24 protein-coding genes are annotated in these 22,439 nt (G+C 39.8%); 4 read left to right on the forward strand and 20 right to left on the reverse strand.

Translation table 11 applies throughout. From position 1 onward, the window contains the following. The first annotated feature begins 15 nt into the window (after positions 1-15). The 3 genes from spoIIR to MJY40_RS14870 all read left to right on the forward strand — a co-directional run bounded on the left by spoIIR (position 16) and on the right by MJY40_RS14870 (position 2,446). Positions 16-702 carry a stage II sporulation protein R gene (gene spoIIR, locus MJY40_RS14860; protein WP_317854961.1) on the forward strand — a complete coding sequence of 229 codons (687 nt, stop codon included), beginning with the start codon at positions 16-18 and terminating at the stop codon, positions 700-702. A 228-nt stretch (positions 703-930) separates the two neighbouring features. After that, a complete protein-coding gene (gene sleB, locus MJY40_RS14865; RefSeq protein WP_317854962.1) occupies positions 931-1,542 on the forward strand; it encodes a spore cortex-lytic enzyme in 612 nt (203 codons plus the stop codon). 148 nt (positions 1,543-1,690) lie between these two features. Then, positions 1,691-2,446 carry a DUF2089 family protein gene (locus MJY40_RS14870; protein WP_317854963.1) on the forward strand — a complete coding sequence of 252 codons (756 nt, stop codon included), beginning with the start codon at positions 1,691-1,693 and terminating at the stop codon, positions 2,444-2,446. A 543-nt stretch (positions 2,447-2,989) separates the two neighbouring features. Here MJY40_RS14870 and MJY40_RS14875 read toward each other — a convergent pair. The 14 genes from MJY40_RS14875 to rbr all read right to left on the reverse strand — a co-directional run bounded on the left by MJY40_RS14875 (position 2,990) and on the right by rbr (position 16,500). Further along, positions 2,990-3,298, reverse strand: a complete 309-nt coding sequence (locus MJY40_RS14875) for a DUF1294 domain-containing protein (RefSeq protein ID WP_317854964.1) — start codon at positions 3,296-3,298, stop codon at positions 2,990-2,992. Beyond that, a complete protein-coding gene (locus MJY40_RS14880; RefSeq protein WP_317854965.1) occupies positions 3,298-3,693 on the reverse strand; it encodes a methylglyoxal synthase in 396 nt (131 codons plus the stop codon). Before MJY40_RS14880 ends, MJY40_RS14875 begins: the two co-directional genes overlap by 1 nt. After that, positions 3,690-4,838, reverse strand: a complete 1,149-nt coding sequence (locus tag MJY40_RS14885) for an FtsW/RodA/SpoVE family cell cycle protein (protein ID WP_317854966.1) — start codon at positions 4,836-4,838, stop codon at positions 3,690-3,692. Before MJY40_RS14885 ends, MJY40_RS14880 begins: the two co-directional genes overlap by 4 nt. A gap of 323 nt (positions 4,839-5,161) precedes the next feature. After that, positions 5,162-5,446, reverse strand: coding sequence for a cell division topological specificity factor MinE (gene minE / locus MJY40_RS14890; RefSeq protein WP_317854967.1), 285 nt, complete (start codon positions 5,444-5,446; stop codon positions 5,162-5,164). A gap of 18 nt (positions 5,447-5,464) precedes the next feature. Next, positions 5,465-6,262, reverse strand: a complete 798-nt coding sequence (gene minD / locus MJY40_RS14895) for a septum site-determining protein MinD (RefSeq protein WP_317854968.1) — start codon at positions 6,260-6,262, stop codon at positions 5,465-5,467. A gap of 425 nt (positions 6,263-6,687) precedes the next feature. After that, the gene (locus tag MJY40_RS14900) at positions 6,688-7,320 is read right to left on the reverse strand and encodes a septum site-determining protein MinC (protein ID WP_317854969.1); all 633 of its coding nucleotides are present in this window, start codon (positions 7,318-7,320) and stop codon (positions 6,688-6,690) included. Positions 7,321-7,336: 16 nt separating this feature from the next. Beyond that, complete coding sequence (locus MJY40_RS14905) at positions 7,337-10,177, reverse strand: penicillin-binding transpeptidase domain-containing protein (protein ID WP_317854970.1); 2,841 nt, start codon at positions 10,175-10,177, stop codon at positions 7,337-7,339. A gap of 340 nt (positions 10,178-10,517) precedes the next feature. After that, on the reverse strand, positions 10,518-11,030 hold the full coding sequence (mreD, locus tag MJY40_RS14910) for a rod shape-determining protein MreD (RefSeq protein ID WP_317854971.1): 513 nt from the start codon (positions 11,028-11,030) through the stop codon (positions 10,518-10,520). Then, positions 11,027-11,875, reverse strand: coding sequence for a rod shape-determining protein MreC (gene mreC, locus MJY40_RS14915; RefSeq protein ID WP_317854972.1), 849 nt, complete (start codon positions 11,873-11,875; stop codon positions 11,027-11,029). Before mreC ends, mreD begins: the two co-directional genes overlap by 4 nt. Before the next feature lie 312 nt (positions 11,876-12,187). Continuing rightward, positions 12,188-13,216 (reverse strand): rod shape-determining protein, encoded by a 1,029-nt coding sequence (locus MJY40_RS14920; RefSeq protein ID WP_317854973.1) that lies wholly within the window; start codon positions 13,214-13,216, stop codon positions 12,188-12,190. A 223-nt stretch (positions 13,217-13,439) separates the two neighbouring features. Further along, positions 13,440-14,498, reverse strand: a complete 1,059-nt coding sequence (locus MJY40_RS14925; protein ID WP_317854549.1) for an IS30 family transposase — start codon at positions 14,496-14,498, stop codon at positions 13,440-13,442. A 168-nt stretch (positions 14,499-14,666) separates the two neighbouring features. Continuing rightward, a complete protein-coding gene (locus MJY40_RS14930) occupies positions 14,667-14,900 on the reverse strand; it encodes a helix-turn-helix domain-containing protein (protein ID WP_317854974.1) in 234 nt (77 codons plus the stop codon). Positions 14,901-15,234: 334 nt separating this feature from the next. After that, on the reverse strand, positions 15,235-15,492 hold the full coding sequence (locus MJY40_RS14935; RefSeq protein ID WP_317854975.1) for a DUF4321 domain-containing protein: 258 nt from the start codon (positions 15,490-15,492) through the stop codon (positions 15,235-15,237). Between the two features lie 468 nt (positions 15,493-15,960). Continuing rightward, entirely contained in the window at positions 15,961-16,500 is a 540-nt protein-coding gene (gene rbr / locus MJY40_RS14940; RefSeq protein WP_317854976.1) for a rubrerythrin, read from the reverse strand. Positions 16,501-16,735: 235 nt separating this feature from the next. Here rbr and MJY40_RS14945 point away from each other — a divergent pair, with 235 nt between their 5' ends. Continuing rightward, the gene (locus MJY40_RS14945; protein ID WP_331488194.1) at positions 16,736-16,891 is read left to right on the forward strand and encodes a helix-turn-helix domain-containing protein; all 156 of its coding nucleotides are present in this window, start codon (positions 16,736-16,738) and stop codon (positions 16,889-16,891) included. A gap of 284 nt (positions 16,892-17,175) precedes the next feature. On the opposite strand, the gene MJY40_RS14950 is transcribed toward MJY40_RS14945, so the two are convergent. Genes MJY40_RS14950 through rsxC form a run of 6 tightly spaced genes read right to left on the reverse strand, consistent with a single transcriptional unit; the run spans position 17,176 to position 22,250 of the window. Beyond that, positions 17,176-18,114, reverse strand: a complete 939-nt coding sequence (locus MJY40_RS14950; RefSeq protein ID WP_317854977.1) for an RnfABCDGE type electron transport complex subunit B — start codon at positions 18,112-18,114, stop codon at positions 17,176-17,178. An 18-nt stretch (positions 18,115-18,132) separates the two neighbouring features. Further along, positions 18,133-18,711, reverse strand: coding sequence for an electron transport complex subunit RsxA (gene rsxA, locus MJY40_RS14955; RefSeq protein WP_317854978.1), 579 nt, complete (start codon positions 18,709-18,711; stop codon positions 18,133-18,135). A 14-nt stretch (positions 18,712-18,725) separates the two neighbouring features. Next, a complete protein-coding gene (locus MJY40_RS14960) occupies positions 18,726-19,322 on the reverse strand; it encodes an electron transport complex subunit E (RefSeq protein WP_317854979.1) in 597 nt (198 codons plus the stop codon). After that, entirely contained in the window at positions 19,322-19,867 is a 546-nt protein-coding gene (locus tag MJY40_RS14965; protein WP_317854980.1) for an RnfABCDGE type electron transport complex subunit G, read from the reverse strand. The genes MJY40_RS14960 and MJY40_RS14965 overlap by 1 nt, the downstream gene beginning before the upstream one ends. A gap of 1 nt (position 19,868) precedes the next feature. After that, on the reverse strand, positions 19,869-20,825 hold the full coding sequence (locus MJY40_RS14970) for an RnfABCDGE type electron transport complex subunit D (RefSeq protein ID WP_317854981.1): 957 nt from the start codon (positions 20,823-20,825) through the stop codon (positions 19,869-19,871). An 18-nt stretch (positions 20,826-20,843) separates the two neighbouring features. Then, on the reverse strand, positions 20,844-22,250 hold the full coding sequence (gene rsxC / locus MJY40_RS14975) for an electron transport complex subunit RsxC (protein WP_317854982.1): 1,407 nt from the start codon (positions 22,248-22,250) through the stop codon (positions 20,844-20,846). Between the last annotated feature and the right edge of the window lie 189 nt (positions 22,251-22,439).

The following is a 22,439-nucleotide window of genomic DNA, read 5'->3' on the forward strand; positions in this document are numbered from 1 at the left end:
CTTGGAGGGATTTCTATGTTTCAGATATGGAAGAAAAAAGCACTGGATTTGTGGCAAAAGGAGAAATGGAATTATGTGATGGCTCTAACCATTGGGCTATGTATTTTTGGTGGTATCATGGCAGAATACACCCAAGCATATTCCCAAACCATTCAAAATGGCATTGCAACCAAGGTGGTCAGATTCCACGTTTTGGCAAATAGCAACACCGATGCTGACCAAGAATTGAAACTTTTGGTGCGTGATGGTGTTTTGGAAACCTATGGCGAAATGTTGGCAACCTGTGAAACCAAAGCAGAATCTTTGGCATTATTGGAAGCCGCTACTGTGGAAATTTGTAAATTGGCACAGGAAATTGTGGTGTCAGAAGGCTATGACTATCCTGTGTCGGTTTCTTTGGTGCGTGAACAATTCCCCATGAAACAATATGATGATTTGACATTTCCATCAGGCATTTACGATGCATTGCGTATTGAAATTGGTCTGGCAGAAGGCAACAATTGGTGGTGTGTTTTGTATCCCCAAATGTGTTTTGTAGATGCCACTTGGGGGTATATGACAGAAGAAAGCAATTTACGCTTGGAAAACACCTTGACCAACGAAGAATATTTGGTGGTATCTGCTTTGTCACAGGAAGAAATCACACCAAAAATCAAATTTAAGGTAGTGGAATTGTGGCAGGAAATGCAAAATGCCATATAACTATATTGTAATTGTAGGGGCGATTCACGAATCGACCGCAAACCAAGATTTTTCGTCACATTGTTCCTCTGAATGGTAGCTAACAGAATGCTACCCGTAGGGGCGACCTGTGGTCGCCCGAAAACCAAGATTCTTCGTCACGTTGTTCCTCTGAATGACAGGCAGAATGGTACAACGGACAGCCGCTAGGGCTGTCCCTACATAATATACATAGAAATGAGGGATGATATGCAACTAGATTTGATGGCAACAGAAACCAACAGACAATTGGTGTCTTGGGGTACCAGTGGCACTTTAGTCAGACAGACACAACAACGATTGTCAGAATTGGGGTATTATCGTGGCATTGTGGATGGGATTTATGGTTCCAAAACATACGAAGCGATTTTGGCATTCCAACAAGCAAATGGTCTGGTGGCAGATGGCATTGCTGGAACTGCAACCCTGTCTGTACTTGGTATTTCAGGCTCTGGAAGCAATGGTTATCAAGATGATGTGTTTTTATTGGCATCCATCATCCATGGAGAAGCAAGAGGTGAACCATATGAAGGTCAAGTTGCTGTGGGTGCTGTGGTTCTAAATCGTGTGAAAAGCAATGATTTTCCAGATACTTTGTATGATGTCATCTTCCAAAAAGGTGCTTTTGATGCAGTTTGGGACAATCAATTTTATTTGCCACCCAGTGAAACAGCTCTCAATGCTGCTAGGGATGCACTGAATGGTTGGGATCCTGTGAATGGTGCGTTGTATTATTGGAATCCTGTGACAGCCACCAGTAGATGGATTTGGCAGGTTCCCATCACCAATCAAATTGGTAGACATGTGTTTGGTAAGTTTTGAAATAGTAAAATTGTTTTGTATGGGCGACCTGTGGTCGCCTTTTTTTTGCATTCTATTTTTTTAGTAATAAATATTTTTAATTACTATATTGACAAGTACTTTATTATATGTTATCTTTATATCATAAAATATAAGGAGGCGAAACAGTATGGCAAATATTTTAACCAATTGTCCAGTGTGTAGTGGCAAATTATTCGTTAGTGCTTTGAGTTGTGAAGATTGTGGTTTGAATTTACAAAATAAGTTTGAACTGAATCCATTCAACTATTTATCTGACGAACAAATGAATTTTTTATTGACATTTTTGAAACATCAAGGGAATTTAAAATTATTGCAAGAAGATTTGAATATTTCTTATCCTTTTGCAAAGAAAAAATTGCAATCATTATTGGTGGAGTTGCATTTGGCAAAAGAAGAGCAAAATAAACCAGCGGTTGAGGAGGAAATCGATATGAAAAAATTCTTTTTTGAAAAAAACAGTCATTTGGCATCCAACATCATCAAAGAAAAGCTGTATGAAAACAATGGACGTGCTATTGTACATTCTGCAAGGGGCAATGCCTATGAAATCAGAGCATGTCGAGATGGACTTAGCTTTGAATGCAATGAACTCCCCATCAAACCAAACTACGAGTATACTGTTTTCGATACTATGGTGGAATGTATTCATAAAAATGGTGGTACAGCACAAAAGGGCAATGGACGCAATTTTAAGCTAGGGGAATCCCATTGTGATGATAGTACATTGGTTGGATATATTGCAAAGCACTATTCTGGAAAAGAAGATGGCAATTCGGTGTTTGATCCTGTCTTTATTTTGGTTTCTGTGTTGGAATGGGCAGGCGTTGCATACAATTGCAGAGGATATGTAGAGTTTACAGAAGCGTATCTCTACAACAAATAAAAGGAGGGTTTTTCATGAAAAGTTTGTTTCGCTTATTGTTCTGTTGTATCACTTTCTCTACTTCCTTCTTTCGTGTTCTGTTGAAAAATAGATAGGGTATTGTAAACTTGGTAGACATGTGTTTGGTAAGTTTTGATTGGATTCTATAAATGGATGGTTTTTGCAAAATAAAAAAGCCATCTTTGCAAGAGATAACTTTACAAACGCAATTATGTGTGATATATTGAAACTAAGTAGGATTGTTGCTCGTTGGAAGGCAATCAGTCCGATGGATAAGTTTGACCGTCTAACGTTTGTTAGGCGGTCGTTTTATGTCATTTATTCTTGTGTAAACACAAAGAAATGACGCCAATAATTACCAAACAGAACGTAAATAAATCGCTGTATGTAATCATCTTAAGTCACCTCCTTTTTTGTTGTAGGAAGTGACTGACCGCCGAAGCAACAATCCTAATTTTATTATATATGGAATGGCTATAGATGACAACTTAAAATATACACAAAAAACACCTAACTCGCTATGAGAAAGGTGTTTTCTTCTGTTTAAAATGTAAATACAAACTTTCCAATGAGCAAATATGCCACCAAAATATGCATAATTGCTGTGAAGGTATATACAAATATAAAGTCCATATGGCGTGTTTTGTGGCGTTTTAAGACCATACCCAATAAACCACCAAAGCTACCGCCTACGATGGCTACCATAAACAAATTCTTTTCTGGTATTCTACGTCTGCCTTTGATGGCTGCATGTTTGTCAAATGCCATCATACAAAACAGCACAAGATTGATGATCAAATAATACCCAACAATAATCGCCATAAGGGTTCCATTGAAGGAATAATTGTCCATTATCTCACCACATTTCTCCAATCCAAGTCGCCACGATCCAAAGCCAAAAGCAAAACTTCAGCAGATGCCAAGTTTGTTGCAAGTGGGATATTGTGAATGTCACAAAGACGTGTGATGGAATTGACTTCAGACTCATAATCTTGAATGGTTACAGGATCACGCAAGTAAATCATAACATCCACATCATTGCCTGCAATTTGCGCACCCATTTGTTGTTCTCCACCCAAACGAGCAGAAAGATATTTATGCACCACAAGATTTGTAGCTTCTTCCACCAAACGGCCTGTTGTACCAGTTGCATACAATTCATGTTTACACATAATGTGACGGTATGCGATACAAAGGTTCTCCATTAATTTCTTTTTGTTATCATGGGCGATTAAACCAATATTCATAACAATCCTCCTTCAAAAAGTGATTTCATTTCTTTTTTACGTATATTCAAAACTAGACCAATTGCGATCATATTTGTCCACATAGCACTACCACCATAACCAACAAATGGTAGAGACATACCTGTATTTGGCAAAATACCAAGTGCAACACCACAGTTGACAAATGTTTGGAATGCAAACATACCAGCAACTCCAAGCGCCAAAAGCTGTCCCAAGGTATCACGTGCAGATATTGCTATTACTATACAACGAAAAATCAAAAAAAGCAAGACTCCTATTACAAATATACATCCAATAAAGCCAAATTCTTCTCCAATTACTGAAAAAATGAAGTCATTATGGGGTTCTGGCAGGTAGCTGAGCTGGTTGAGTGTACCTTGGAACAAACCTTGACCTGTCAATTGACCTGATCCAATGGCACTGATGGACTTCTCTGTTTGGTAATACAAGTCAGCATCTCTAGTAGGGTCTACAAAAGAAAGAATACGATTGAATTGATGGGGTGCCAGAATTTTATCCATCAAAAGTGGTGTTTCACTGGCAACGTCAATGAGAATAAAGCCAACCACTGGTGCTGCCACCAAAACAATGTTTCGTATCCAAATATAGCTCAGTCCTGCTACAAATAACAAAATGCAGAAGATGGCAACCAACACCAAACTAGAGGACAAAGCAGGTTGCATCAACACCAAAACAATGGGCAATGCCATATAGGCGCATAAAAACAACAAAGTTGGCAACTCATTGACACGATCTGGTCTATCTGCCAAAATTTTGGACAAACAGAAAATCATCATCACCTTTGCAAACTCCGATGGTTGAATGGTCAAAGGTCCAATTGCAATCCAACGCACAGCACCACCACCATCTACACCAATGAGCAAAACTGCAATGAGCAGAAGCAAATTGAGCAGATAAATGGGTACATGAAATTGAGAAAAATACTCATAATCCACATTGGCAGCAATGAGCATCAACACAATTCCCATAAAGAAAAATGCAAAATGCTTCATTAAGGTTGCATAGTCTTCACCTAGATTCACATGGATTGCACTGGCTATGGCAACAGACCCAAAGGATACCAATGCCAAAATGGCAATGAGTATAAAGATATCTAAATTTTGAAATATTTTTTTGATTCGCATAAAAAACCTCATAGCGGTTCAAACCGCAGTGAATACTAAAAAATGAGTGAAACAGATTGACACTTCGTCAAATGCTTAAGAACAAAACCTGCTGGCGACCAATGGTCGCCCCTACAATTGCAGTACCTTCATACTTTCGGTTTTGTAGAGGTGGGTTTCCATGCCCACCTATTTGTTTTGTGGCTGTTGATGACGGGCACCCACATAGGGGTGCCCCTACAAGTACGATATATTTCAAATTTTGGTTTTGTGGTTATCCATCAAACGTACAAAAGGTCGAGGTTTTGGCATACACCGCATCTCGACCTTTGATCCACTTAAAATTAGTCTTGAATTTTACGCATACTCTTAATTGGAATATTTGCGTACAACACAGGCACAGTACCATTGTTTTCTTCTGATTGTGTTTGGGTAATTTGGATATCCAATTCATCCAAATCAATTTCCATATAATTGGAGATGACTTTGATGATATCCGTTTTGAGCATTTCCAACACTTGTGCAGAACAATTTACACGATCGTGTACCAAAACCAGTTTGAGTCTATCTTTTGCTACGCTACCTGAAGCAGGAGCAGATGTTTTTTTGAAAAAATCCATGAAGCCCATATCTATTCCTCCTTCTAATTAACCTTGAAACAATGTTTTGAGTCTTGCAAAGAAGCCTTTTGGTGCTTCTTCAAAGGACATAATTGGCACTTCTTCACCAAGGATACGTTGTACAATATTGCGATATGCAGTACCAGCACGTGATTCTTGGTTGGAAACAGCAGGTTCCCCTTTGTTGGTTGCAATGACAATGCTTTCGTCATCAGGAACCACACCCAAAATATCAACAGCAAGAATTTCTGTTACATCTTCAATGTTCATCATTTCGCCACGTTGCACCAAGTCGATACGCAAACGATTGAGAATCAACATTGGATCACGCAATTCATTTGCTTCCAACAAACCAATGATTCTATCTGCATCACGTACAGCAGAAACTTCTGGTGTTGTAACAACAACAGCACGATCTGCACCAGCAATGGCATTTTTGAACCCTTGTTCAATACCAGCAGGACAGTCGATGATTACATAGTCAAAGCCTTCTTCTTTAAGATTTTCACAAAGTTTCTTCATTTGTTCTGGAGAAACTGCATCTTTGTCTCTTGTTTGGGCTGCTGGCAACAAGAACAATCCTTCGTAACGTTTGTCTTTGATGAGTGCTTGTTTCAAACGACAATTGCCTTCTACCACATCCACCAAATCGTATACGATTCTATTTTCCAAACCCATAACAACATCTAAGTTTCTAAGACCGATATCTGCGTCTACCAATGCTACTTTTTTACCGGTAATAGCCAAACCACAGCCAAGATTTGCAGATGTTGTTGTTTTGCCAACACCGCCTTTACCACTGGTGATTACAATTACTTCGCTCATGTAAGTTCCCCCTAATTCTGATTTTACTATAATGTTTATATTTTTTCGTTTTGTGGTAGGGTCAAGACCCTACCCTACAATATTTCGTATTGTTGTTTTGTGATAGCATCAATATCCTACCCTACAATGTTTCGTTTTGTTGTATTGCAAAATCACATTGCACTCTACATTTATTTCCATATTTCATATGGTATTTATTGAGTTGTCATTCTGAACGAAGTGAAGAATCTAAAATCTAAAATTCTTCGTCGTTTTACGGGCAGCCCCTACAGGAAGGACAGCTTTATTTTGTAGTGATTTGCATCGCAAGATATAAGTGCAAATTTCCTGTTTGGTGCAATCTTCATACTGTTATCTTTATCTTAACAAAAAACTACAGCTTTTGCACCTGTTTTTTTGCAGTTTCAAACAAAAATTACGATAAATTACGACAAAGGCATTACAAAAATCTGACCTTCTTGGATAAATGCAAATTCTGGCGCTTTATTGCCACGTTTGTTTTCTTCTGGGAAGCGTGTGATGATATCTGCAATACGAAGTTGAACAGGTGCCATATACAAAGCACAAACAAATGCTTCTTCAATGCCTTCACAACCTGCATGTGCCATACCTTTCAGTTGACCCAAGATGATGATATTGCCTGTTGCTTTGATTTCTGCGCCAGGGTTTACATCACCAATAACCACAACACTACCATCAAAATCAATTCTTTGACCATTACGCAAAGAACCTTTGTGGTATTTGGTGACATTTTGACCAATGGCTTCTTTTTTTGCAAGTGCTGCCAACTGCATCAATTGACTGCTTTCTGTTTTCACAAAAGTAATGTCCATAGTGGTATTGTCCACCACAATACGCATCAATTCTTGTTCTTGTTCTTCTGTGAAGCTACGTCCTTTGAACGCCAATGCTGTTTTTACATTATCGAAAAAGCTGCTTGCTTCTTTGACTTTTCTAGTGAGTTGTTCACAAATATCCACAAAAGACGCATCTGGATCAAACTGCAATGTAATGCCATCCTTTGTGCCTTTGAATACTACGTAATTTTTTGGTGTCATAACCCTACCTCCTATATCATTGTGTCAAATTGGTTTCCAAGTTGGAATTTTCTTGCGTTACATCCAAACCAAGATATTCTGTAATAATTGCCTTTGCCACCTCTGAAGTCAAAGCTCCAGTGCCTTCTCCAAATGGAATCATAACGGTGATGGCAATTTGTGGATCGTCATATGGTGCGAAACACACCAACCAAGAATGGGAACTACGATTGATATCTTCTTCAGCAGTTCCTGTTTTGCCGGCTACTTGCACTGGGAAGTTTGCAAAAGCGGTTCTCATGGTACCACGGTCCCCTTCCACTACTGCCAACATCCCCTCATGGATGGCTTGTACATTTGCTTCATCAAAGCTTGCTACATTTTCGATGATTTCTGGTGTTTCATAGTACACAGAACCATCTGGGTTTTGCAAATAATCGATCATATGCAATTGATACAAGGTACCTCCATTTGCCAAGGTTGCAATGTATCTTGTGATTTGTGCTGGTGTATAACTATTGACAGATTGTCCAATTGCTGCACGAATGGTATCCCCATCCGTCCAACGTGTTTGGCTTGTGGTTGCATCTGGATTGAACAATTTGACAATACGTTCTTTGTAATATGGTGAAGCCATTGTTGGCACATATTCTTCTAACTCAACACCTGTTGTGCTATTGAGGCCAAAAGCAGCTGCATATTCATTCATTGTGGTGATACCCGCTTCTGTGGAGTTATTTGCTGCATTGCCCAAACGATAAGCAACTTCATAGAAGTAATAATTACAAGAAACTTCCAAAGCAAAGGTCAAATCCACCATACCATGTGTGATCCCATAGTTGCTATAAATCAAACAACGAGCATATGGTGTACCAGTAGCGGTATAAACCCCTTCATCTTCAATTTCTGTATAGGGTGTAATGACGCCTGTTTCCAAACCAGCCATAGCTGTGACCATTTTAAAAGTAGAACCAGGTGCTTTCTTTTGTTTCAGTGGTCTGTTGACCAAAGGTGTATTGGTATCTTGCAACAAATTGTTGTAATATTCGTTGTTGAATACATTGACCAATTCGTTGTTGTCATAGGAAGGATAGGTCACACTAACCAAAACTTCACCAGAATTGACATCTGTGACAAACACAGAACCTGTACATGGGTCAAGTGCTGTTTCTGCTGGTGATAAATCTCCACTTTGCAAACGATTCAACACCATTGCATAGACATCTCCACCACCTTGTGCCAAAGCTTCAATTTCTTCTTCAGTTGCAGTAATGGTTCCTTGTTCAATGGCAATGAGCATTGCATCTCTAGTGGTGAATGCACCTGTCAAAAGTCCTTCCAAAAGATAGTTTTGCATTTTGGTTTCCGCTGTTTCATCTTCATCTTCTGGGTCAAAGTCAGGATTTGCTGCCAAAAATTCTTCATAAATTCCATGTTGATATGGTTCGTATGCTGTCAAAATCTTAGTGGCTGAAATATGATTCGCCTTTACCATTGCAGTGAACAAATCAATCAACGAAAGTGGATCTGTTGTGCTTGTGGTCAACTTTGTAATGACTGCATCTCGCAATTGGTCTTCCAAGGTTTCAAAAGCAACCCTTTGCAACTCACTATCCAAGGTTAGGAATACATCCTTACCAGAAATGGGCTCTGTGGTTTCCAATTCACTGATTTGACGACCTTGGCTATCCACTTCAATGAGAATTTTGCCATCGGTTCCATTCAATTCACGTTCATATAGCTTTTCTACACCTGTTTGTCCTACAATATCGGTGCTGCTATAGATGGTATTGCCATTTTCATCCACATCGCTTGCATACAAAGCATAATCAGACTCTGTCATTTGACGAATATACCCCAGAATATGTGAAAAGGTTTCGCCTTCTGGATACACACGCAAAGACACTGTGTCAATGGTTACATTATTGAAAATATCGTTGTTTTCTTCAATATATGCAAGGGTTTTGTCTGTTACATCTGACGCAACGGTAACCGATTGGTATTGTTGGTATCGTTGCAAATAAATTGCATATCTCAGTCCAACTGTGTTACGCACCATATCCATTGGCAAATAAGAAGGCAAACCAAAGAATTCCTGTAAATAAGACAGGGTTTCCAAAGAATCGTAATCCAATTCTTCCTCACTCATCCAAATGGATTCCTTGAAATTCAGCTCCTTTGCAGAACTATTGTTGAATTGGAAAGAATATGGATATTCTGTTGCCATTGGTAGTTCATTGGACAAAGTTTCGCCAAATCCAACCAATTTCTCTGTAATGGTCAAAACCATCAAGTTCTGGTCAGATAAGGTCATTGCCAAAGACACATACGTTCTTTTTTGTGCTTCTGAATAGGACTCTGGTGCTTCGTATTTCTCAAATAAATATTCCAAACAATCACTGGCAGTAAAGTCCATCTGGCTTTTGGTCAAACCAATCTTGGATTTCCACGCAGTTTCTTGTTCTGCAATCTCTTTTTCATCACCTGTGAAAGTGAAGTAAATCCCACTTGCATCCATAGGCAAATCATCATCAGGTGTGGTGTTTTTGCTCCAAAGCACATCTGTCAAATTATGCAACAATGACAAACGATAATCACCCAATTCCAAAACAGTACTGTTGTCGATTTGCACAGAGTATGCAACTGTGTTTTGTGCCAAAGGTCTACCATATCTGTCGTAAATATTCCCACGAGGTGCTGGCACATTCACCACCTTGGAAACGCTTGCTGTTGTGGACTGTGCATAGTCTGCACCATCGGCAATTTGTAATTCAAATAACCGCACCACCAATGTAGAAAACAATAGGAGAATGCCACAAAGCAAGATAAATATTCTATTTTTGCAAAGTTCAATGAACTGTTCCCAGTAACGTGACATACTTTCCTCCTGTTGCGAAAACGCATTTGATTTGCGTTGGTGTTGCCAAAATGAAATTGCTATTTCAAATAAAATGACTACGGTCAACCACATAGGGTTGCCCCTACATAGCAAAACCCCTATATTCCAAATATATATTAATATAGCCTGCTTTTTAAATAAAGTTTAGGTTAAGCCTTTTCAAAGGCTTACAGAGTTTGAGACAGGGTCTCAAGGTCTTAATTCTTTTAAAAGAGTGTTTTTGAAGGGTTTGGGGAACTTTTCACGATAGAAAAAAGGTCTCCAAGGTCTATCCTTATTAGAATCCCTCATATCTGTAAACTTCATTCCCATCAACGCTCTAAAACAAGCGATACTTATATCGTTCTTTGGAAATCAACCACTCATCCAAGCCAAAGAGCAAGCGATAAATGGGAATTGTGCAAACGCCTGTATACACTGCCATTGGCAACAAGATTTGGAAGAGAAAATGCATCAAGCTACCACCTTCTTGGAACAACCATTGTTCGCCAAAGTGTGCTGTTTCGTAGATGCCAACTGCAAACAAACAAAAGAACACAGGCAAAATGTAGTTTTCTCGATAAAATTCAGGTTGGTTTTTTCCAATGAGATATCCAATCAAAGGATACAAAACTGTGTAAAAACAAAAATGTGTGCCAAAGAACATATCAAATAGCATTCCAGTGCCTACACCGATGATGGCACCTTCTTTTTTGCCACGCAAAAGAGAATAGGAAACCAACAAAATCAATGGTGTATTTGGAATGATGCCACCGATTTCCAACAAACGAAATACAGTGGTGTAAAACACAAAATTTAAAATAACCACAATGGTTGTAATCAAAATTCTCAAGACACATCACCTGCTTCTTGATTTTTGTCAATGACCAGAACCGTATCCAAATGTTGCAAATCCACAAAAGGTTGGATGATTGCATACTTGGTCAAACCATTGGCATCTGCTTCAATTTCTATGACCTGTCCAATGGAAATACCAACTGGATAGATGTCAGATAGATGGGAAGTGATGATTTCATCCCCAACAATGATTTCCGCTTCTTGGTTGATGTATTCCATCTTACAAAGACCTTCATTTCCAAGGATATAATCCCCTTTGACAACACCCAAATCACCAGTACGCAAACTCATAGCCGGTACTGCACTGTTGCTGTCTAAAATGGATTGCGCCTTTGCATAGGTTGCACCACTTTCTAGGACTTTGCCTACAACACCCTTGGGTGCCACCAAAACCATATTGCCAGAAACACCAGAAGTGCTCCCTTTGTTGATGGTAAAGGTGTCATACCAAATGCTGGTGCTTTTTGCAATGACTGTTGCGCCAACGCTTTCGTATTCTGGAAATCTTTGGGCAATGTCCAACAATCCAGATAAGGTTTCATTTTCTGCTTCGTATAATGAAAGACGCTTGTTTTCTTCTTGTAAAAGTGCAAGCTGTTCTGACAACGCTTCGTTTTCTGCAATGAGCTCTGTACGCTCTCTTGAGGCTTCTGTTGTGCTGACAACCCAAGATTCCACACCAGTGGTCAAATCCTGAAAGGGTGTTACAACGAAACCAATGGCATTTTCCAATAAAGAGGCACTTAAGCTGTCTCCTGTGCCAATCAACGAAAATACCACAAGGAGCATCACAATGGAAGCCATAAATTTTTTCTTATATTTATCCCATAAAATAAACAAGGTAAACGCTCCTTTTAGCGAACTTGGTTCGCCAGTGAATAACTAAGAGTGAATGGTGAAAAGTTTAGAATGTTGTTTCCCTTTTCAAGATAGGCGTAGCTGCGAAAGCAATCCTCCACGGGTTGCCACATAGGACAACCCCTACAAGAACACCACACAACCTGTAGGGGCGACCCTATGTGGTCGCCTGATCTTTTAGGTGTGGCAACACTTATCGTAAAAGGGAAAATGTTGTTTCTCAAAATAACAAACTATTGACGTTCGCTATTGTAGGGACAGATTCCATATCTGCCTATTTCCATTTCATTGAAATTAGAACAATGCTTTTCTTGGAGAAATCAACACAGATTTCAAAACATCCAATTGTTCCAAAACCATACCAGTACCCAAAGCAACGCAATTGAGTGGTTCAAATGCAATGTGTACAGGCATACCTGTTTCTGCTGTAATGAGTTGATCCAAACCACGAAGCAATGCGCCACCACCGGTCAATGTGATGCCACATTCCATAATATCAGAAGCCAATTCTGGTGGTGTGGATTCCAATGTTTGTTTGATGCATTCAATGATATCTTTCACAGGTTCTGCCAACGCTGCACGTATGTCAATGGAAGTAACTTCCACTGTTTTTGGCAAACCACTGATCAAATCTCGACCACGAATTTCCATAAGTTCTTCTTGTGTCAAAGGATAAGCAGAACCCAAAGTGATTTTGATTTCTTCTGCTGTACGATCCCCAATTGCAAGGTTGAATTCACGTTTGATATACGCTGTAATTGCAGAATCCAAAGCATCCCCAGCCACACGCAAAGAAGCACTGCTGACGATACCACCCAAGGAGATAACCGCAACTTCACTGGTACCACCACCGATGTCTACAATCATGCTACCAGTTGGCTCTGCAACAGGAAGTCCAGCACCAATGGAAGCTGCCATAGGTTCTTCGATGAGGTATGTATCCTTTTCACGAGAACCAGCTGCAACTGCTGCTTCCAAAACCGCTCTTTTTTCTACTTCTGTTACGCCAGATGGCACACAAATGACAATTCTTGGTTTTGGAGAGAACAAAGAACGTACATATGCTTTGTTGATGAAATAACGCAACATAGCTTGTGTCACGTCGAAATCGGCAATAACACCATCTTTCATTGGACGCACTGCCACAATATTTCCTGGTGTTCTACCAATCATTTCTTTGGCTTCGTTACCAACTGCAAGCACTTCTTTGGTTTGTGTGTTGATGGCAACAACAGATGGTTCATTGACAATGATGCCTTTTTCACGCATATAAACAAGTGTATTTGCAGTACCCAAGTCGATACCCATATCTTTTGAAAACATAAACAAGACTCCTTTCGATAAAAAACAGATCTATAAATGCATTGACTTTGCAATGTTGTGATTCGCTGTGTAAAAGGCAAATTTTGGATTCTTCGCCTAGTTTGCGACATTCTACGTATACTATTTATATCATACCCTTTTTTAGGTGAAATTTCAATATAAACAACGTATTTTTGAAATTATGAAAATTGCAATAACAAATTGAACACTTTTGAAATAAAGTTTACTGCTTGGTTCTTCTATAAATTTGATCAAGCTGATCTTCAAATAATTCTTCTGGTGTGTAATATCCCAATCTCTTTGTTGGGGTTGCGTTGATTTCATCCGAAAACGCCAAGATTTGCTCGGGAGAAAATTTTGTGATAGAGGTGGATTTTGGAATGAATTTACGCAAAACACGATTTGACCGCTCATTCACCGGACGCTCCCAAGAAGAATATGGATGGGCAAAATAAACCTCGCTACCTAGATTCTCGAAGTCTGAAAAACTGGCAAATTCACTTCCGTTATCTGTGGTAATGCTACGAAACACTTGATTGAATTTGTCTCCAAACTGTTGATGGAGCTGTTTCATTGCAGAGGCAACTCCGTCAGCGGTTTTTTCATCAATACGCAGGGTAATATAGTAACCCGTCAGCCGTTCAACAATGCTGAAAACGGCTGCTTCGCCCTTCTTTTTTTGACCCAAAACGGTATCAGATTCCCAGTGACCAAAGGTGTTTCTGAGGACAACTTCAAGAGGACGTTCTTCTATACTTTTTCCGTATAAACGCTTAGAAATACGGGGTTTTCCCTGTGGTCGACGTGTCAATATTTCTGGAAGGTCGAATAAAGAGAGGGGCAATTCTCCGCTTCTCAATCGGTTGTAGAGTGTTTTGGTACATGGAATGGTGTCTGGAGGAAATAACCCAAGCAACCTTGCACGACCCACGCAAGAATCAAACGACCTTTTGTGTTCTTTCACTTGCTTTACCAACCAAGAAATAAACTGCGAATCCTGAAATGACTTCTTAGGACGACGACAACGGCTCCGATTTTCTTTGTAAACGGTAGCGCCTCTCTTTGCAGAGTAAGTAGGCTTTCTCCCACGACCGGAGTAAGCTGGCGTGCCTCTTTCCAACTCATATCCTATTGTGGAAGGGCTACAATTCAGCTCACCAGCGATTGCTCTATTAGAGTAACCCAGTTTGTGTAGGTGTTGGATTGCTCCACGCTCTTCCGCTCCTAAGTGTTGCCCCTTCTTGCGTTCTACTGGATTTGTGCTATAATTGGTATTGTCCATAGTATTTGGCTCCTTCTCTTAGAATCTTGTGTGGTAACTTTATTCTAACAGAAAATCCATTCACTGTGGACTTTTTTATGTGTTCAATTTGATTATACAATTAACCATTTTTGAAATTATAATGGAATTGACAAAATAAAAAACCCTCTGCATAAGCAAAGGGCAAAATTATTCTTGTATCTCTTCTGTAGGCGGTTGGTATTCAATGAGTTCTTTGATTTCTACTTGTAGATAATAACAAAGCTTGCAAATCAATTGTGCATCTATTCTTTGGAATTCTCCACGACAATAGCGATTGAAATTGGAACGAGGAATATCCAAATCTTTACAAACTCGATTTTTAGAGATTTTTTTCTCTTTTAGAATGGGTTCAATACGCAGTAATAGTGTTCCGTAATCCATAGACAATCCTCCCTTTACAAACTTAATTAGATTATATATAATAAATTCATATATAAAAACTCGTTATATATAGAGTATTATTTTAATGAGTGTAAATATAAAGAGTGAAGATATAGTCAGTATATTCAAAAGAGGTGAACATATGCGGTGCGAATTTGAATTATGTATTTATCAAAGAGATGGTAGCTGTAATTTAGACCATATTATAATCAACGAATGGGGAATGTGTGATACTTGTATATTGGTGGATGTGGAAACTGATTTTTTGCAAGAAAAAAAGAATGAAGCCCTATTACAACTTCATTCTAACCCATTTACATCTGATACATACCCCTTACATTCTGCGGTACAAGAAAAACGCCAATAAAATTCCCAAAATGCCAGCAATGGTGAAATTGATGGTGAATCCAAATTGTAAGGTTAAGATTCCAAGGTCTAAATTCAGCGGTGTAGTCAGTCCAAAGGTTTTGCCATATGCCAAAAAGCTCAAAAATGAGACATTGGCAACCAGACTTGCGATAAATCCACCCAATACCACACCAGCCAACATCAAAAGCAACAATATCCAAATATTTTGTGTGCGTCCACGCATAAGAAAACCTCCTAAAATTTGTATTTATTTTATTTTAGCATGGAATGAAAACGAATGCAATATGGTGTGACAATTCCAATAATTTACACTACATTTTGTGGTGTTTCCAGACGGGATGTCGGGGACGCCATCCCGTTTGGTTTGTAGCAATTCATAACAGGCGACCACTGGTCGCCCCTACAAGTACGCTATATTTATGGGTTCGGTTTTTGTAGGGGAGACGTTTCGTCTCCCGTAATCTGCAACACATTTGTGTTTATGGCACATAGTGGAATGGGAAACCTCTTGGAGCTTTGCTCCAAAACCCTACAATGGCATATACCAACACGCTGTCATTCTGTAGGGGTTGGCGTCCTCGACAACCCGTTTGGTTTGTAGCAATTCATAACAGGCGACCACAGGTCGCCCCTACAAGTACATCGTATTGCAACACTCTTCAATAAAAAAAGAGCCCGTAGGCTCTCTTTCTCAATAGTTATCTGCTGCAATTTCAAAGTAAGCTTGTGGATGTGCACAGACTGGACACATACCAGGTGCTTCTTCGCCAGTGTGGATATGACCACAGTTTGCACATTTCCAAGATTTTGGTTCTTCACGTTTGAATACTTTACCTTCTTCGATGTTTGCAAGAAGTGCTCTATATCTTTCTTCGTGTTCTTTTTCAATTTTACCAACGGATTCAAACAAAAATGCGATTTCATCCAAGCCTTCTTCTTTGGCTACTTTTGCAAATTCATCATACATATCTGTCCATTCGTAGTTTTCGCCATCAGCTGCATCTTTGAGATTTGTGATGGTATCAGGCACTGCACCTTCATGCAACAATTTGAACCAGATTTTAGCATGTTCTTTTTCATTGCCAGCTGTTTCCAAGAAAAGTGCTGCGATTTGTTCATAGCCTTCTTTTTTGGCTTTGCTTGCATAATATGTGTATTTATTTCTTGCCTGGGATTCACCAGCAAAAGCGATTTTTAAGTTTTCTTCTGTTTTTGTACCTTTGATGTTCATAAGATTACCCCCTCATAATGATAGAAACAATGGTTGCCTTTTTTATGTACTTATAGTATCACATTAAATATTATTTGTCAATTGATAATTATTATTATTTAGAAAAATAATCTGTATTTTTTCTTTTCATTGGTTTTATTTATGATATACTATTTCCAAGAGGTGATTTGATGTATATACGCATACGAAATTTACGTGAAGACAGAGATTTGAACCAAACCCAGATGGCAAAGATTTGAATGTAGCACAAACCACATATTCCGATTATGAACTTGGCAAAATCAATATTCCCATTGAAATTCTAAAGAAAATCGCCACTTATTTTGACACCAGCATTGATTATTTGCTGGAACAAACAGATGTCAAAGAACCATATCCACCCAAAAAATAAATACAGAAATTATCAATGACACCGATTGTGGTGTCTTTTTTTATGTGTAGTGGTGATTGATGACGGGCGCCCACATAGGGACGCCCCTACAGCGTTAACGGATGTGTGATGGTTGCGGGTTGCAGTATTGCGGTCGATTCATGAATCGCCCCTACATTGCAATGTGATTTTGGATTTTTGGTTTTTTAGTCCTTCACCATTCACCATTAGTCCTTAGTCTTATATTTGACCTTGGCAAATATAAAAAAAGAGTGTAAACCGAAGTCTACACTCTTAAAAATCAATTATTCAGCTTTAGCTTCTTCCACTTTAGCGTCTTCTGCTTTAGGAGCTTCTGCAACTGGTGCTTTTGCTTCTTCTGCTTTTGGAGCTGCTGGAGCTGGTGCTGCTGCTGCTGGAGCTGCAGGTTTTGCAGGAGCAGGAGGACGTTTGCCTGTAATTACATTTTTAGGACATTTGTTTGCACAAATACCACATGCTTTACATTTTGTGTAATCGATAACAGCAATGTTATCCACTACATGGATTGCATCAAATGGACAGTTCTTTTCACAGATTTTACAAGCGATACAGCCTGTAGAACAAGCTTGCATAACCACTTTACCCATATCTTTGGAAGAACATTCCACTTTGATTTTATTTTTTGCAGGTAACATTTCGATGATGTGTTTTGGACAAGCAGAAATACATTTGCCACAAGCCACACATTTTTCTTTGTCGATCACTGCAATACCATCAACAATTTCGATTGCGCCAAATGCACAAGCAGCTTTACAGCTACCAAGTCCCAAACAGCCATAAGAACATGTTTTGGAACCGCCACCAGCCAATTGTACAGCCATGTTACAATCAGAAATACCTTCATAGTCATATTTTTCTTTTGCTTTTTCGCAAGTACCACCACATTTTACAAAAGCAGCAACTGGATCAGAGGAAGATGCTTCCACGCCCATAATTTCACCAACTTTTGCAGCACATGCAGCGCCACCAACTGGACAACCATTTACTGGTGCAGTTCCAGCAGCGATTGCGGAAGCCAAACCGCCACAACCTGGGAAACCACAACCACCACAGTTAGCGCCTGGAAGTACTTCCAAGATTGCTGTGATTTTTGGATCTTCTTCTACTTTAAATACTTCCCCTGCAACGCCAAGGCCTGCTCCAAAAACAACACCAAGACCGCCAATGCTCACCATAGGAAGTAAAATATTCATAATTTCCATTTTGTCACACTCCTTGTCTTAAAGTTGAATCAAACCAGAGAAGCCTAAGAATGCAATAGACATCAAACCTGCTGTAATCAAAGCAAGAGGGAAGCCATCGAAAGCTTTTGGTGTGTCATTAAATTCGGTTCTTTCACGGATACCAGCAAACAAGATGATAGCCAATGCGAAACCTGCAGCACCACCGAAACCGCTGATTACGGATTCAATGAAGTTATAACCTGTTTGCATGTTCAATACAGCAACCCCAAGTACAGCACAGTTTGTTGTAATCAATGGAAGGAATACCCCCAAAGCTTGATACAAAGCAGGAGCTGCTTTTTTCAAGAACATTTCAACAAATTGTACCAAAGATGCGATAACCAAGATGAACGCAATGTTGTACAAGTATTCGATACCCAAAGGTACCAAAATCAAATCGTATACCAAGGAAGCAACTGCTGCTGCCAATGACATAACGAAAATAACTGCAACACCCATACCAGTAGCTGTTTCTACTTTTTTAGAAACGCCAAGGAAGGGGCAAATACCTAAGAACTGAGCCAAAACGTAGTTATTTACGAAGATCCCAGCCAAGATGATTAAGATCAAATTCATTTAGTTTCCCCTCCTTATGCTTTTTTCTTATTTTTCATATAGTTGAACCCTGCCATCAAAATACCCAATGTGAAGAACGCACCAGGAGCCATTACAAAGAGCAATGTTCTAGGGAACATTTCTGGAAGAACGGTGATGTCAAACAAAGTACCAGAACCAATGAATTCACGAACCAAGCCCAAGATACCAAGTCCAAGTGTGAAACCAAGACCCATACCAACACCATCCACAACTGCTGCAACAGGACCGTTTTTGGAAGCAAATGCTTCTGCACGAGCAAGAATCAAACAGTTAACAACGATCAATGGAATGTAAAGACCCAAAGAAGCGTTGAGGGATGGAGAATATGCTTTGAGCAAGAATTCGATGATGGTTACGAATGTTGCGATTACAACGATGAAACATGGGATTCTAACTTTGTCTGGAATGACTTTACGCAACAAAGAAACAAACAAGTTGGCAAAAATCAAAACAGCTGTTGTAGCAAGACCCATACCAATACCATTGATTGCAGAGCTGGTTACACCCAAAGTTGGACACATACCAATTGCTTGTACAAAGGTTGGATTTTCGTCGATGATACCATTTTTCAAAATTTTAATTGGATTCATTAGTAAGCACCTCCGTTTTCTACAAACCAAGCCACTGCTTCAGATGCACCACTTGCTACTGCTCTGGAAGTGATTGTGGAACTTGTGATTGGAACAATTTCGCCACCGTCTTTTGTAACTGCGATGGTGCCTGCAGCTGTGTCGATACCTGTAAATTGTTCATAGAAATCTGGTTCTGTGGATTTTGCACCCAAACCAGGTGTTTCGGAGTGACTGGTAACACGCAAACCAGTTACAATACCGTCTGCATCGATACCAACCATGACACCAACAGCACCACCAAAACCAGATGGAGCAGCTGTTACAACAAAACCGCCATTGTCGGATTTGTAAGCACCAGTGATTGTGCCACTTGCTTCAATTTCCAATTCTTCGAAACTATTTGCTTCTGGCATAACAGCTTGCATAGAAGAATTCAAAACAAGTTGATTTTGCACAGCAATAGGTTCTTTTGTTACTTCAGATACAACGCCCAAACACATTGCAGCAACTGCGGCGATGATGAACAACATAACTGCTGGTTTTACGATTTCTTTTGTATTCATCTTATTTCGCCTCCTTTACTTTAGGCAATGCACCAAAGATTGTTGGTTCTGTATAACGTTCAATCAAAGGAACACAAAGGTTCATGATGAGGATAGCGAAGGAAACACCTTCTGGATATCCACCGAAAATACGGATGAGGGATGTAATCAAACCACAGCCTACAGCATAGATAATTTGACCCTTTGGTGTAATTGGAGAAGAAGCATAGTCAGTTGCCATGAAGAATGCACCAAGCATCAAACCGCCAGTGAACAATTCATATACAGGCACACGCAAGCCACCTCTACCGATTGCTGCTGTCAAAACAAATACAGTTGCAATGTAGATTACAGGGATTTTCCATGTGATGACATGTTTTTTGATGAGGTAGATGCCACCGATGATCAATGCAAGTGCACATGTTTCACCAATACAACCACCAATGTTACCAAGCAATACATCTGCCATGCTAGCAGAAGGCATAACGCCAGCTTTCAAATCTGCAAGTGGAGTTGCAACAGCAACAGCGTCAGCACCAAATGTGCTTGCGGATGTCCATGTTGTCATTTCTGTTGGGTAGGATACCACCAAGAAAGCACGTCCAGCCAATGCAGGGTTGATGAAGTTTTGACCCAAACCGCCAAAGAGTTGTTTTGCAATGACGATTGCGAAAGCAGAACCTACAACTGGCACCCAAAGTGGAGCAGATGGTGGCAAGTTCATACCAAGCAACAAACCAGTTACAACAGCACTGAGATCGTTTACTGTAACGTCTTTCTTCATACCTTTTTGATACAAATATTCAAAGAAAATACAGGATGCAATGGAAATTGCCAAGATAGCAATTGCATTGATACCATAATAATAAATACCCACCAAAGCAGCAGGAACCAAAGCAATGATAACATCACGCATGATACTGCGAACAGATTCCTCTGAACGAACATGAGGGGTACCAGATACTACAAAATTAGACATATTCTATTCTCCCCTCTCTTAATTCTTAGCAGCTTCTGCATCGGCTTTCGCTTTTGCTTCTGCTTCGGCTTTTGCACGTGCAGCAGCAGCTGCAGCAGCTTTTTTGCCCATTTCAATTTTCTTAGTTGCACGAATGGATTGTGCCAATTGGCGTTTTGCTGGACATTCATAGGAACATGATCCACATTCGATACAGTCCAAACCATGATGTGCCACAAAGCCTTCACCATCGCCACGAAGTGCACATGCATTGAGCATAAATGGCATAAGACCCATTGGACAGTGATCCACACATTTACCACAACGGATACAGTTCTTTTCTGGTGGAATGTATGCTTCTTCTTTTGTGAAGCAAAGCAAACCAGAAGTTGTTTTTACGGAAGCTACATCCAATGTATAGAGTGTAGGACCCATCATAGGACCACCAGCGATCAACTTCACTGGAGCCAATTCTTCTTCATTGAAACCACCAACAGCGTCTACCAAATCACGAAGAGTCATACCCAAACGGATTTTGTAGTTACCTGGGTTTTTGATACCTTTACCGGAAATGGTCACAACACGACGCATCAAAGGTCTACCTTTAACGATTGCACGTTCCACTGCCAATACAGTATCCACGTTGTCTACGATACAGCCAGCAGATGCAGGCAATGCACCGGATTTTACTTCACGTCCAGTGATGGCAACGATCAAATGTTTTTCAGAACCTTGTGGGAATTTTGTTACCAAAGGTTGTACATAGATGTTGTCGATACCTTCGCATGCTTTTGTCATTGCTTCAATTGCCAAAGGTTTGTTCATTTCGATACCAATAACACCTTTTGCATCTGGATGCAATTTGAGCATGATTTGCAAACCTTTTACGATACGATCTGATTCTTCAAGCATCAAACGGTAATCACAAGTTAAATAAGGTTCACATTCAGCAGCATTGATCAAAATATGATCGATTGGTGTATCTTTTGGAGGATTGAGTTTGACGTGTGTAGGGAAACCAGCACCACCCAAACCAACAACCCCAGCGCCTTTGATGGCATCCAAGATTTCTTGGTTGGACATAGCTTCGTAATCACGACCTACGTTCAAACCTTCAATTTCTTCCATTTTACCATCGTTTTTGACAACGATAGAATTGACCATTGCTCCACCTGGAACAAGCATTGGTCTAATTGCCACAACTTCACCAGAAACACTAGCGAAAATTGGACAGCACAAGAATGCAGATGAATCTGCAATCTTTTGTCCTACTTTGACATGATCACCAACAGCAACGATAGGAGCACAAGGTGCACCAATGTGTTGGCTCATGGGGTAGAACAATTCAGAATCTTCTTTTGGAGCTACCACTTCAATGGCTTTGTCGCAGGAAAGTGCTTTGCCATCTGGTGGGTGGACTCCACGCTTAAAAGTTAAAGCTTGCATATGATCCCCCTCTGTTTGAATGATTGCGTGCAATATGCACATGTAAAATAGCCGATACCATCCAGAAACACGCAAAAAGCTCCCTCATCATGTTGCTTGCAAAAAAGCCCAAAAAACCAATGGATTTTGGGAAACAAATGAGAAATGGAATTGTGTGTATATTTCTGTATGTATTTTGTGTGCAACATT

Source organism: Chakrabartyella piscis (assembly GCA_030067835.1).
GTDB classification, from domain to species: Bacteria; Bacillota; Clostridia; order Lachnospirales; family Anaerotignaceae; genus Chakrabartyella; species Chakrabartyella piscis.